The organism is Bradyrhizobium sp. UFLA05-125 (genome assembly GCF_059803515.1).
This window is the reverse complement of sequence record NZ_JBANBJ010000007.1, coordinates 26,523-38,690: the sequence shown is the minus strand read 5'-3', so window position 1 is coordinate 38,690 and position 12,168 is coordinate 26,523. Positions and strand designations below refer to the sequence as shown.

Annotated in this window: 14 protein-coding genes; 3 read left to right on the top strand and 11 right to left on the bottom strand. The window is 57.6% G+C overall.

The window, feature by feature from the left end; genetic code table 11:
• Positions 1 to 452 precede the first annotated feature (452 nt).
• The 3 genes from SO156_RS10020 to SO156_RS10010 are packed head-to-tail and all read left to right on the top strand — an operon-like array spanning position 453 to position 3,292.
• Entirely contained in the window at positions 453 to 1,172 is a 720-nt protein-coding gene (locus tag SO156_RS10020; protein ID WP_498534656.1) for a response regulator transcription factor, read from the top strand.
• Positions 1,127 to 2,659, top strand: coding sequence for a type II and III secretion system protein family protein (locus SO156_RS10015; RefSeq protein ID WP_498534655.1), 1,533 nt, complete (start codon positions 1,127 to 1,129; stop codon positions 2,657 to 2,659). The genes SO156_RS10020 and SO156_RS10015 overlap by 46 nt, the downstream gene beginning before the upstream one ends.
• Before the next feature lie 9 nt (positions 2,660 to 2,668).
• On the top strand, positions 2,669 to 3,292 hold the full coding sequence (locus SO156_RS10010) for a CpaD family pilus assembly lipoprotein (RefSeq protein ID WP_498534654.1): 624 nt from the start codon (positions 2,669 to 2,671) through the stop codon (positions 3,290 to 3,292).
• 189 nt (positions 3,293 to 3,481) lie between these two features.
• Here the strand turns inward: SO156_RS10010 and SO156_RS10005 are convergent, their stop codons facing one another.
• The 11 genes from SO156_RS10005 to SO156_RS09955 all read right to left on the bottom strand — a co-directional run bounded on the left by SO156_RS10005 (position 3,482) and on the right by SO156_RS09955 (position 12,114).
• A complete protein-coding gene (locus SO156_RS10005; protein ID WP_498534653.1) occupies positions 3,482 to 4,519 on the bottom strand; it encodes an EscU/YscU/HrcU family type III secretion system export apparatus switch protein in 1,038 nt (345 codons plus the stop codon).
• The gene (gene sctT, locus SO156_RS10000) at positions 4,516 to 5,331 is read right to left on the bottom strand and encodes a type III secretion system export apparatus subunit SctT (protein ID WP_498534652.1); all 816 of its coding nucleotides are present in this window, start codon (positions 5,329 to 5,331) and stop codon (positions 4,516 to 4,518) included. The genes SO156_RS10005 and sctT overlap by 4 nt, the downstream gene beginning before the upstream one ends.
• 255 nt (positions 5,332 to 5,586) lie before the next feature.
• Positions 5,587 to 5,862 carry an EscS/YscS/HrcS family type III secretion system export apparatus protein gene (locus SO156_RS09995; RefSeq protein WP_449378454.1) on the bottom strand — a complete coding sequence of 92 codons (276 nt, stop codon included), beginning with the start codon at positions 5,860 to 5,862 and terminating at the stop codon, positions 5,587 to 5,589.
• 1 nt (position 5,863) lies between these two features.
• The gene (sctR, locus tag SO156_RS09990) at positions 5,864 to 6,529 is read right to left on the bottom strand and encodes a type III secretion system export apparatus subunit SctR (RefSeq protein ID WP_449378453.1); all 666 of its coding nucleotides are present in this window, start codon (positions 6,527 to 6,529) and stop codon (positions 5,864 to 5,866) included.
• Complete coding sequence (sctQ, locus tag SO156_RS09985; protein ID WP_498534763.1) at positions 6,522 to 7,529, bottom strand: type III secretion system cytoplasmic ring protein SctQ; 1,008 nt, start codon at positions 7,527 to 7,529, stop codon at positions 6,522 to 6,524. The genes sctR and sctQ overlap by 8 nt, the downstream gene beginning before the upstream one ends.
• A 94-nt stretch (positions 7,530 to 7,623) precedes the next feature.
• Complete coding sequence (locus SO156_RS09980) at positions 7,624 to 8,160, bottom strand: hypothetical protein (protein ID WP_498534651.1); 537 nt, start codon at positions 8,158 to 8,160, stop codon at positions 7,624 to 7,626.
• Positions 8,136 to 9,491 (bottom strand): type III secretion system ATPase SctN, encoded by a 1,356-nt coding sequence (gene sctN / locus SO156_RS09975; protein WP_498534650.1) that lies wholly within the window; start codon positions 9,489 to 9,491, stop codon positions 8,136 to 8,138. Before sctN ends, SO156_RS09980 begins: the two co-directional genes overlap by 25 nt.
• Positions 9,488 to 10,111 (bottom strand): type III secretion system stator protein SctL, encoded by a 624-nt coding sequence (gene sctL, locus SO156_RS09970; RefSeq protein WP_498534649.1) that lies wholly within the window; start codon positions 10,109 to 10,111, stop codon positions 9,488 to 9,490. Before sctL ends, sctN begins: the two co-directional genes overlap by 4 nt.
• Positions 10,108 to 10,728 (bottom strand): nodulation protein NolU, encoded by a 621-nt coding sequence (locus SO156_RS09965; protein WP_498534648.1) that lies wholly within the window; start codon positions 10,726 to 10,728, stop codon positions 10,108 to 10,110. The genes sctL and SO156_RS09965 overlap by 4 nt, the downstream gene beginning before the upstream one ends.
• Before the next feature lie 32 nt (positions 10,729 to 10,760).
• Entirely contained in the window at positions 10,761 to 11,615 is an 855-nt protein-coding gene (gene sctJ / locus SO156_RS09960) for a type III secretion system inner membrane ring lipoprotein SctJ (protein ID WP_498534762.1), read from the bottom strand.
• A 10-nt stretch (positions 11,616 to 11,625) separates the two neighbouring features.
• A complete protein-coding gene (locus SO156_RS09955; protein ID WP_498534647.1) occupies positions 11,626 to 12,114 on the bottom strand; it encodes a nodulation protein NolB in 489 nt (162 codons plus the stop codon).
• Positions 12,115 to 12,168: the final 54 nt, after the last annotated feature.

Below are 12,168 nucleotides of genomic sequence, written 5' to 3'. Positions count from 1 at the left end.
GCCCCGGTCGAGGGGGCGGACGAGCCTTTTGGTCGGCCGACGGGACGACTTTCCCCGTAAGGAGGAGCGTCATTCCGTGAGTCCATTCCGCGATGCCAAATGCAGGCGTCTTAATCACGGATGTGCAGATGTTCCCATGAGCGGTTGGACCTGCTGGCGCACGCACGTGCTCGTGGGTACCGCGTTCATTTTCATCACTTTCTTTCCAGATGATGACGTTCGCGCGATCCATTCGCCGGCTGGATGCATTACATAAAAACAATAGATTTTTCTCACCTTACCTGAAGGTCCATAAGGCACTCGCCATTCTTTACAAGTAGGAGCAGGAACGTCGTGCGAACCGATTTCCCCTTCAGTTGGGCGGCTAGTTCGACCAGGTGGCCGATTCGCCAGACTTCACTGTCGACCGCAACGCGCTCAGCTTTCGCTATGGATGTACGCTAGGCTATCGAATGCGAGTTCTCCTGGTTGATCGTGATGCGGCTTTTGCGCGCGCCGTAAAGACAGGGCTATTGGACCGCGGTTTTGCCGTCGATGTAATCGAGACTCTCGACGAGGCGCAGACCGCGCTAGATTGCGCGAACTTTCATATTGTCTTGCTCGAATTGGTCTTGCCGGATGGAAATAGCTTGGACTGGCTGAAGCAGCTGAGACGCCAGGGATGTCCAACGCCAGCCATGATGATCAGCAACCTGAACGATGTAGCCACGCGAATTGAGTTCTTCAATGGCGGTGCGGACGATTTCCTGCGAAAACCGGTGTCTATCGATGAGCTCATCGCCCGCATGCGCGCCATTTTGCGGCGATCGACGCAAATGACGGCACCTGTCGTAAGCTTCGGCAATCTACATTTCGATCCCATCGGCCGGCAAGTTACAGTTGAAGGTCGGCCATTGCGGATTGCGCGCCGCGAAGTCTGCATTCTTGAACTTCTGCTCAGTCGGGCAGGCCGCACCGTGCCGCGAGCGTCTCTGGAGGAAGGTCTCTATGCGTTTAACGAGGAAGTCTCGACCAATGCTTTGGAGGTCGCGATCTATCGCTTACGCACACATTTGAGCCAGTCGGGTGCGACGCTACGAATTAAAACCGCGCGCGGCATCGGCTATGGACTTGAACTGAAGGCAGCATGCGCTTCCCAGCCGATCACCTTGAACACGAAGCAGCTACCTTGAACTTCGCCCTTGATCCTCGCATAAGCGGACGGCCAATCGCCGTCACATCCGCTATTCTGCTCCGACTTCTGTATGCCTTTTGCACGGTCGCCCCCATATTTCCTCTCACTGCCGCAGCTCAGATAAAGCGGAATGGCAGTCAGGAGGCGCCGCGCGCAACTGCCGGCAGCGTTAGCGGAACTTTAAATCTTACCTCCTCTCAGGGAAAGACCGTCCATCTTTCGGCGGCGGCGGCCAGCATATTTGTTGCCGACCCAACGATCGCCGACTACCAGGCGCCGTCGAACACAACCCTCTTCGTCTTTGGCAAAAAGTCGGGACGGACCAGCCTGTTTGCTTTGAACGATAAAGGCGAGGCGTTGGCCGAGCTTCGTGTTGTGGTCACCCAACCTGTCGAGGATCTTAGAGCCACCCTTAAGGCCGAGCTCGGAGACTATCCCATCCAAGTCACCTATACACCACGCGGCGCGATTCTGAGCGGGACAGCACCTAATGCCGAACTGGTCGACCAGGCGAAGAAGGTTACGGAGCAATTTCTGGGTGCTGGCGCGCTGGTCGTCAACAAGATCCAGGTGGCCGGCTCACTACAGGTCACTCTGAGCGTGCGCGTGGCCGAGGTATCGCGCACCGCCATGAAGGAGCTTGGCATTAGCCTCTCTGCGAAGGCACAGAACGGGGCGGTTGTTTTCGGCTTTAACAGTGGCAAAGCGAGCAGTTCCGGCAGCAGTGGCGGTTCCACCACGAGCAGCGGCTCCGGCACGAGTAGCGGTGGTGGCGGCACGGCAAGTATCGGATTCGGCGTTCCCGGTGCGAACGTTAGTGCTGTTCTTGACGCACTCGCCGACGACCATCTCGCTTCAGTACTGGCTGAACCGAATCTTACCGCCATGTCAGGCGAATCAGCAAGTTTCCTGGCAGGTGGCGAATTTCCAATTCCGATCATGCAAGACAATCGGCAAGTCTCAGTGCAATTCCGTCAATTCGGGATCAGCTTGGAGTTCGTTCCGACCGTTCTAAGCAATAATCAAATCAATATTCACGTGAAGCCTGAAGTCAGCGAGCTATCGAAAGAAGGTGAGGTCAGCGTCAACGGAATATCCGTGCCTGCTCTCTCGACGCGTCGTGCCAGTACTGTCGTGGAGCTTGCCAGTGGTCAAAGCTTTGCAATAGGAGGCCTCATCGGACGCAATTTCAACACTGACATTAGCACGTTTCCTTGGCTGGGCGATGTGCCGATTCTAGGTGCACTTTTTCGCTCCTCCTCATTTCAGAAGCAGGAGACCGAATTGGTCATCGTTGTCACTCCCTACATCGTGCGACCGGCATCGACCCCCGGCAACATGAGCGCGCCCACCGACAGAATCCGACCGCCCTCAGACGCGGGGCGTACGTTGACGAACACGCTGGCAAGTCCGCCGCGAGGCCGCAACGCGTCCCGCACGCCTAACCCAGGCGCGACAGAGGGAGCCGGCTTTATTATCGAATGAGGACCATGAATGAGCTTTCGACATCTGTGCCCTTTGATCGCTATTGCGGCAAGTGTAGGCGGATGCACAAACAGTGCTCCGATTTATTCTGCGCCAGCTGAACAAGCGATTGAAGTGGAGCAGAAGACCAGTGTGTTACTATTGCAGCGCCTTCGTCGCAGCGAAACGTATCGTCTGCGGGATTTTATCGCAAATGCCAGTCGCGGTCGGCGGGATGCACTCCATCTCGAAGTCTCCGGCTCACCCCGACTTATCGCGCAGGCGGCCCATGAAGCGCGAGCGATGGGCGTTGCCCCCTACAATATACATCTGATGCCTTCCTCAGCCGATCTGTCTGGTCATTTCGGGGTACGGATCGAGGCGATTGTCTACCAAGCACGTCCTCCCGTCTGTCCATCGCGTCCCATTGTTGGCCCTTCCGTAGACGACAATTCTTTCGATCCAACGCTTGGCTGCTCGGTCCGAAGCAATCTCGGAGCGATGGTGAACGATCCCCGCGACTTGCTGGGCAATAGCGCAGTCAGGCCAACCAGCGGTGATCGTGCGGTGCTTCCCCTTAGCGCACACGGAAGCCTCCCGGCCGCCGACAAAAGCAACTTGCAAGACGATGCTCACAAGTCACAAACCCAATGAGCGGCCGAGCCCGCGAGCAGCGCTAAGCCATAGACTGGTCAATGAAGGTGTCGCGGAGGGGACTAGTCGCCATAGAGAGTGCGTTTCGCTTTCCACTTTTTTTAAGAGTGCGCCGCTTGCATTTCAGGTTCCGCAAGTTGAGGTTGGTTGCTAAAAGGCCGGATTGAAGCCACTTTTTTGCGCGCCGAGCTAGGCCAAGCCCGCGGCAAAGACTGCCTTTGCAACCCGCTCGAAACACTCCATCGGAACGGCCTTGCCCATCGTAGCCTTTCGGATCAGTTGCCGCGCCAAAATGGGGTCCTCGACGATACTCAGATTCAGCCCTCGCGCACGTTCAAGCAACCGTGAGCCAAGTTCGCCCTCACCGCGACACACTAATACGGGCACTCCAGTTTCGGCGCGAACGTAACGCAGCCCAACCAACAGTGCAGGCCCGGTTACGATCATTGTGGCGCGATGCACGCCAAGCGGCGACTCTTGCGCCGTCTCCCGTCTGAGACGGCGATGTTCACCCTTTATCTGCGGATTTCCTTGCTGCTCCTTAGACTCGCGCTTCGCCTCACTCTGCGTCATGCGCATGTCGCGCAAGAATAACCACCGCTGGATTAGCAGATCGATCAAGCCGCCGATCAGGAACGCGCCGGCCGCAATTTCGATCAGAGCTCTGATATCCTTGAACACAAGGCCAAAACAATCCAAACCGCAGGCGGGTAAGTATACCAGTGCTCTCCAACTTGCGAGTGCCGTGGAAAGAAGAGTAACACCGAGTATGAGCACTTTGATCAGCGATTTACCAAGCTCGAGAAGCGCTTTCTGCGACACAATCCGCTTTAGCCCTTTGGTAGGATCCAATTTCTGAAGACTTGGCTTCAGCGACTCCAGGGAAAAGGTTAGCCCACCGGCAGCCAAAACACTGGCCAGAATGGCTGCAGCCACGGCGGCTGCGATGGTTGGGATGACGGTGATCATCGAAAGTTGAATCAATCCGACCACCGCTCGCTGGACCGCACTGTTGAAGGGCTGCCCCTGGAGCTTGTCAATGAGCCGTACTGCTTCATGCCACTCATCTTCGATTGAGCTCGCTGTGAGGCAGAGGCAGCCGAGACCGGCCGATACGCTGAGCGCGCTCACAAAATCGGCGCTGCGCGGAATCTGCCCTTTCTTACGCGCATCGCGCAGCTTCTTGGGAGTTGGCGGAAGCTTTTTCTCTTCCCTCGAATCGTTCATCTCAAAAACTTCTCGAGCCACCCCAGCACGCCATGGAACTGGATAATCTCCGCTCCCATGTAGTCAATGAGGAAGACGGTGTAGCTGGTCATGACGATTCCAAAGGCGACATTCTTGATAGTCGGCGAGAGATCGTTCAGCTTGATTTGCGGCGCAAACCGCCCAAGCAACATAAGGGACACGTCGATCAGGAGCAGGAGAGCGACCACCGGCCCCGAGACGAGCAAGGCCGTATGCATGATATGATCGAGAATGCCTAAGAATTCCATTGCCCCTTGCGTGCTCAGGGTGGGCAGTGCCCGATAGACAGGCCAGATCAGATAACTGTCATAGAGGCATGTGACCAGTGTCTGCAGACCGCCAGATACCACGAAAATCGTAACTGCAGCCGTCCCGAGAAAAAGGGCTGTGGCCGAGACTTGGCTGCGTGTCGCAGGATCGTCCACCTGGCTTGAAACACCTCGCTGGGTGTCGATGATGTCACCAACTGCCTGGATGCTCCATAGCGGCGTGCTCAGTAGGAAGCCAAACAGCAAGCCGATGAACATCTCCTTGAGACCGAGGAGCGCGACGGCGACCACACGGGTACCCGGATCTAGCGTCTGTAAGCCGTCCTTGATATGTGCCAGACATGGCAGCCCGATCGCGATCGCTAAGCTTGCGCGGATCATCCCGCCAATGCGCGGGCGCGTAAATACCGGGAGCACGAACATGATGCCTAGGGCCCTAGCCGAACAAAGCCCTGCTGCAGCGGCGTAGTCGATAGCAGCCCTGACCACAGTTTGCGTCTCGGTAGGTGACAAGCCATCCATTTGAGGTGCTAGTTGCTTGCTTGTGTCAATAAGCCGGCTCCGCTCGACGTGCGGAGATGTTTGACCTCGAAGGGCTGAGGACAATCGGTTGCTGAGTTGCCATAACTGGTCAACAGAGCATCAGCCAAACTGCCCCTACGCGGGTCCGACGGTCTCTATACCCGCATGTTACTGACCCTACCTTTGCACTATCTGTCTCTTGGCAATTCATCACGGATGACTCTGACCAGACACTCAGCGGCCTCCTTCGAGGCATCAATAGTTCGCAGTGAGGATAGGGAAATCACTGAAAATCCGCTGAGCTTGTTCGATAAGCGGGGCGCTCAGTACCGGAGCAAACATCACGAGCACGCCGAGAACGACGAGAAGCTTGACAGTCAGGGGCAACGTTTGGTCCTGCAGCTGCGTTGCGGCCTGAACGATGCCGATCACCAGTCCGGCCACGAGAGCGGCGACGAGCGGCGGCAGGACCCAGATCATGAAGACAACGAGCGATCGGCTCAAGTGAGTGAGGATGCTAGCTTCATCCATGTTAACCTCCCGGCGTCGCGTAGCTTAGGACCAGCCCGTGCATGAGCCGCGACCAACCGTCGATCGTGACGAACAGAAATAGCTTGAAAGGAACAGAAATGAGTGTTGGCGTTACCATTGACATGCCCATAGCCATCAAGATCGTCGTCACGATCAGATCGATCGTGATGAATGGAAGATAGAGCAGGAAGCCGATTTCGAAGCCACGCTTAAGCTCGGAGATCAGAAAGGACGGTATAAGGATCGCGAAATCATCAGCGCTTGCGTTTGCGCGCATGTCGTCCGACCAGACACGTTCAGCGGATGACAGGAAGAACGTGCGCTGCTCCTCATTGGTAAACTTTTTCAGGTGGGCGCGCAGCGGCTCGCTCGCCTGCTTGGCTGCTGTTACCCAGTCGTCTAAACTTTGATAGTGAAGTTGCGGGTCGCTGACGCGGCTGTAGATCCCCTCTAACAGCGGAGCACTAATGAAGACGGTAAGAATCAGTGCAGCGCCATACAGAACGATGTTCGGGGGTATGGACTGTGTCCCGAGCGCGTTACGAACGAGGAAGAGAACGACCGAGACCTTTATAAACGCCGTCGTGGTGACAACGGCAAACGTCAGTAGACCAAGGCCGACTGTTACCGAAATAAGCGCAAGGATGTTCGGTTGAATCTCAGTCATTGACCGCCAACTCGCCGCGTAGCCTGATAGCCAGTTGTTCACCGACACGCACGATATCGCCGTGGCCGATCACTCTTCCATTCGCAATAATATCGATCGGGCGATCGATGGAGCGGCCAAGTTCGAACACGTGGCCTTCGTTGATGGTTCTCAACGCACCCAGCGGGATGGGCCAACGGCCGCATTCAAAGACGAGCGTGATCTCAATGCTATCGACATCGGCTTCCGAGGGCGGCATTGCTGGCTGTGCTTGCGGTTGGTTTGTCATATCTGCGCACCTTAGTGGGTGGAATTGCTGGCGGAATGGGCCCCGCAGAATCACTCTTCCACCAGCGACCTGCGAGGGGGCCCACAGCGTTCCGGCAGTGAGGATGAGCTGGCCGCGTGCAAAAGGAATGACGTCCGGCAAAAGCGCGTCGCCAGTTCGTGCTTGGCGAAGTAGCGCGAGGGGAATGCGCAACGAGCCAATCTCTGCGGCAAGCAACACAGGCAATTCCGGAGAAGGCTTGCGCCTCTCTTGCGGCAATTGGCCAAGCAACTTTCGCATCATAGAGAACGCGGACGGAACCAAACCGTCTAGTGACGAGAATAGGAACAGGCGCGCATTGCCCGTAAGCGGTCCACAGGCGATCTCGAGCTCCAGATACGGGCCTTGCATCGTTGCTTCGTCTATGCGGATTACTTGTACCTCCTCGGCTAGCAAGTTCTCCAGACGAGTGAGCCACGCTTCTAGGGCCAGTTCGAGAAGGAGAGAACGGGCTGGATCGGAAGGTAAAGCAAGGTCATTCTGCACAATCGAGATCAGTGTCTCGACCATCGGGCGAGGCAACGACAACACAAGCTTTTCGGCTCCGACGCGGAATACACAGTCAAGCATGGACATGGCAGATGGCTGCGGTTGCCACACGATCCGGTTCACCCGAACTGACAGCGGCTTATCAGCAAGGCGACTCTGCAGGACCATCCGCTGAGGCGCGATATCGTTCAGCCACAAGACCACCTCATGGGACAGTCTGAGCGCTGGCTCGAACGGTGCAGAGTCACCCCGCATACTCGCTGGCCTCATTCTGACACCGATACAAGAGGAGCAGTCATTAGATGGACTTGCCGAGCGTCTGGCTACGCGAACCATTCTGATATCGGACCAAGATCTCATCCTCTGTTTCGAGTTCAGCCGCGAATTCCGAATGCGCGGTGCTCGTGCGCTGAACGTCGCACTCGATCTGCTGCCACTTTTGACTCGCCGCCGAACGCGTGGCCCAAATGGTCTGCGCCTCAACAAGCTCTGCCGTGACCTGCTCTTGAGCGATGCGCGCCTGCTCAACTGCTTGGCGTGCTAATGTGACCTCGGCTGTGAGCCTCTCAAGGGCGCGATGGCAGCGACGATCGAGTTCCGTTGCAGACATCGTGTCACGCGATGTCAGCTCCAGATAAAGTTCAGTTTCGAATCTTGCGCGGCGCTGCTCGACCTTTGCAAGATCCTTTGAGGCACGGTCCATGGCATCGACCGCGATGCGGCGCTTGGCTTCCATGTTGGATAACTCACGTAGCGCGCTGCGCTCCCTCATGTCCTTAACACGCCGCAGTTTCGACGTTTGAACGGAAGTCAGGCGGTCAGATGCGACATCCACGTGATGGTCTCCTCAAAAGTGGACGGCTCGTCCTGCCCCTGGCGCAAGAACTTGTGTAATTCCTCGATGGAGGCGATTGCCCGATCAGTTAGCGGATCGGAACCCGGGCTGTATTCACCGACCTTGATTAGGAACTCAGTCTCGTTGTAGCGCGAGAGCAGATCACGGAATAAAGAGGCCGCCTTGCGATGTGGCACAGAGACGACGGCATCCATCACGCGACTTCGGCTCGATAGCACGTCGATGGCCGGGAAATGCTCACGGGAGGCGAGCGCGCGTGAGAGAATGATGTGACCATCGAGAATCCCCCGCGATTCCTCGGCGATTGGATCGCCCGTACCGTCTCCTTCGACAAGCACGGTATAGAAGGCGGTGATCGACCCGGTCTCGCCCATACCGGCGCGCTCTAACAAACTAGGCAGCATTGCGAAGACGGAGGGAGGAAAGCCGCGTCTGGTGGGCGGTTCTCCTGCGGCAAGGCCGATTTCGCGCATCGCGCGGCTAAAGCGCGTCAACGAATCCATCAACAGAACGACGCGCAGCCCCTGATCACGAAAGTACTCGGCGAGTGCAGTGGCCATATGAGCACATTGCGCGCGCTCCATTGCCGAGCGATCGGACGTCTCGACGACCGCGATCGTACGATCAATGGCATTTCCAATATGGCGCTCGATGAACTCGCGCACTTCACGCCCACGCTCTCCTATAAGCGCAACGATGGTCACGTCGGCGGCCGCGCCTTTTACGATTTGCGACATCAGCGTGGACTTGCCGCAACCGGCGTCCCCATAGATTCCTATCCGCTGGCCTTCGCCGCACGTCAGAAGCCCATCCAGCACACGGACGCCTAACGGAAAGGGCCGCTCGATGCCACGCCTCGTCATTGGGTTAGGCGCCCTGCCGCGGAGGGGGCGAGTGTGGGCCGTCTTTATTGGACCCTTGCCGTCGAGCGGACGGCCGAAGCTATCGATGACGCGCCCGAGCAAATCGGGGCCGACTGAAGCTTCCTGCATTCGCCCGGTGGGAACCACCTCCGCGCGGCTAGACAACCCCACCATATCGCCGATTGGCGTGAGTAATACCCCGTCCGGCAGCAGACCAATGACCTCGGCTTCAAGCGACCGTCCGGTAGCTTGATCCTGCAGCAAGCACAGCTCTCCAACGCGGGCTCCAGGCAATACGGCATGAATCAGCGTACCAATCGCCCGCGTGATGCGTCCGCGTACCGCACGCGTGTCGATATGCTTTGCTGTAGACCTCAGAGATGATAGCGCCGCATGCACAGATCCTTCGCCAACCGCATCGTCGTAGCTTGCTTGGTGGGTCGTCACTGTGCGCCCTCCTGGGAAGACGGATTAAGGCCGAGGCGCAATTCCCGGAGTTGGGCCGAAAGCCCTAGATCGACATTGCCAAACTCACTCCACAAGACGCACTGGTCCGGCGACAGAGCGGGGTCAGCATCAATGGTAACTTTTGGCCGACCATCCCTTCCATCGAATGCCGCGAACTCGCGTGTCAATGCATCCGTTTTCACAGGAGACACACGAAGACACACTTCGCCACTGCCATATTTTTGGTCAATGGCGTGGCGAACGGCCTTCACCAGCATCTCACCGGGATCAAACGAACCTAACAAGTCGCTCAAGATTTCAAGGACGAGCTGGGGCAACGCCTTTTCCAGAGTGGCTTTCCGACGCGCCACCTCGCAAGCGGCTCGGGCAACGAGCCGCGCCATTTCGTCCGAGCCTGTCTTGAGGCCCTCAGCGTGGCCGCGCGCTCGCTCGCGCTCATAGGCTTTCGCTGCCCAGCTGCGAACCTGTCGTATATACCGCTCTGCTAGCGCGCCCGTTTGTACGGCATCGTACCAGATCCCCAGTTCCGCAGCTGGTATGAGTGGACCCAGCGGGCGTATCTGCGGGCTTTCCGGCAACCCAGGCTCGTTGGCGGTCATTCTGCCCCTGCCTCTCCGGCTAAATGGGCCATCACCAACGACAACAGCTGGCCTGCGGCCTTCTGGTGCTCGGCTGCCGGGGCGTCAGCGGCCGTTCCTACAGGTAAGCGGAGAAGCACGCGCCTACGGTCAAGCTCCGAGGCTTCCGCGAGCCAAGCGCCCAGGCAGGCATAACCGTCATGTTCAATCTGGTGCGTAAGTTGCTCCGGATCGCCAATCGATTCCGTTGCGACGGCGTTCGATAAGTGTCTGATCGCGAACGCATGTGCTTCCGCACCAATGTCTTCGATTAGCAGCTCGAGATCACGCTTTGACACTCGCTTTACCAACGAACGAGCATGCCAAACACTGCCGGCGAGGAGTGCCGTCCGATGCGGATCATGCCCGAGCAGTACATCCCTTCCCCAGCTACCTTCATTGACCACCAGTTCACCGCCTAACAGCAATTTGGCTAGTCTTTCCTGCAGCCTGGTAGCCTTCTGCAACTGCAACACTGTGGAAGGCGACAGCCGCGGATCAAGACGGGCGGCAAGACGGCTCGGATCACTCAAAGCCGTAAGCTCACGTAGGCGATTGCAGCGTGGGCTGACTGAATAGTTTTGTTCCTTGGATGTCATCGATACCGACACTGGATTCCGCTCATCGCGCATCAAAGTTCAGCTTTTGCCGGCGGCTTGGGTGCGGGCATCCTCGCGCCTATGCCAAGATTTGCCAGCTTGCGCCAAGATTGACCGAGCCGGCGCGCACGTGTGCTCAGCAGGACGTAAGACAGAACGCCGAACGCAGCGCCAGCACCTCCGACGCCGACTGCAACAAAGGGAGTTGACATGAACTTCGTTGGTTGAACCGAAACAGCTGCCGGCGCAGACGTGAGCTCACGTTGAGTCCGCTCGACCGGCACGAACACAACCGCCACTTTGTCGTATGCCAGCCCCTCAATGCTGTTGGCGACGAGCATCTTGATCTGGGGCAGCAAGGCTGAGAGCTTTGCATTGGAATCATGTCGGATGAACACCGAGGCCGATGACGGGGTGGCATCTTGCCGCAAAAGGTCGTTCTTCGGCAGAACAACATGAACACGCGCGGAGATAACCCCGTCGATATCGCTGATCGTGCGCGATAATTCTTCGCTAAGGGCGTAAACGTAGCGGGCGCGCTCCTCAACCGGGGATGCGACCAGACCGGATCCCTTGAACACCTCGCCAAGGCTCTTGAAAGGTTGGCGGGGCAGGCCCTGGTCATTCAGCACGTCGATCGAAAAAGCCAGTTGCTTTGCTTCGACTTGAATCGTGCTGGTACCATCCTTGCCAACAACACGGACGGCATCGACCCCCTTGCTAAGGAGAACAGCAAGCATCTCGTTGGCTTCACGCTCCTGGACCTTCGTATAAAGATCGGTCTTGCAACCGCCTAACGACAGCAGAAGCGGCAATAAGGCTAAACCATAAAGCCGCCTCCCCGTGGCCACGCTACGGCCGATCTTTGTTTGCGCCAAGACAATCATCACCCGCCGCTCAGCCCGCTGACATTAGCTTATTCATAGAGGAGCCGACAGCACTGGCACCCTTGGAGATGAGCGACACCTGAATGACCCCCTCATAAACATTCCGCAGATTCGCCAATGTCGATTCGAAGTGATCCACGCCTTGCGGCCCGCCGACCGGATGCACCTCGACTTCGTGCGATCGCAGGATGGGCTGCGCGGCCGGCCCAGGCGGAAGGCTCGGCACAATCGGCTCGCCACTAACCTGCGAGGCAAGTGTGCTGGCAGGAAATGGCCTGCCTTCGCGCACGGCAGAAAGGTTGTGAAGAAAGTGATCGCCAAGCGGGCCGGCGCGCGGTGTTGCACGCTCAACCTCGGACACTGGCGAAGCCAATGCGCCATGGTTCACCGCGGCTAAACTCTCTTGAAACTTCACCTGCGCGGACGAACAGGCATTGGAGAGACATTCGGCGGGGTTGGCAGAGATCGGCGTAACGCCTAACGTTGTGGAAGAGATCATGCTCGCACGTGATGAGATTAGCTGTTCGTTGGCGTGAAAGGGCACCCTAGAGAC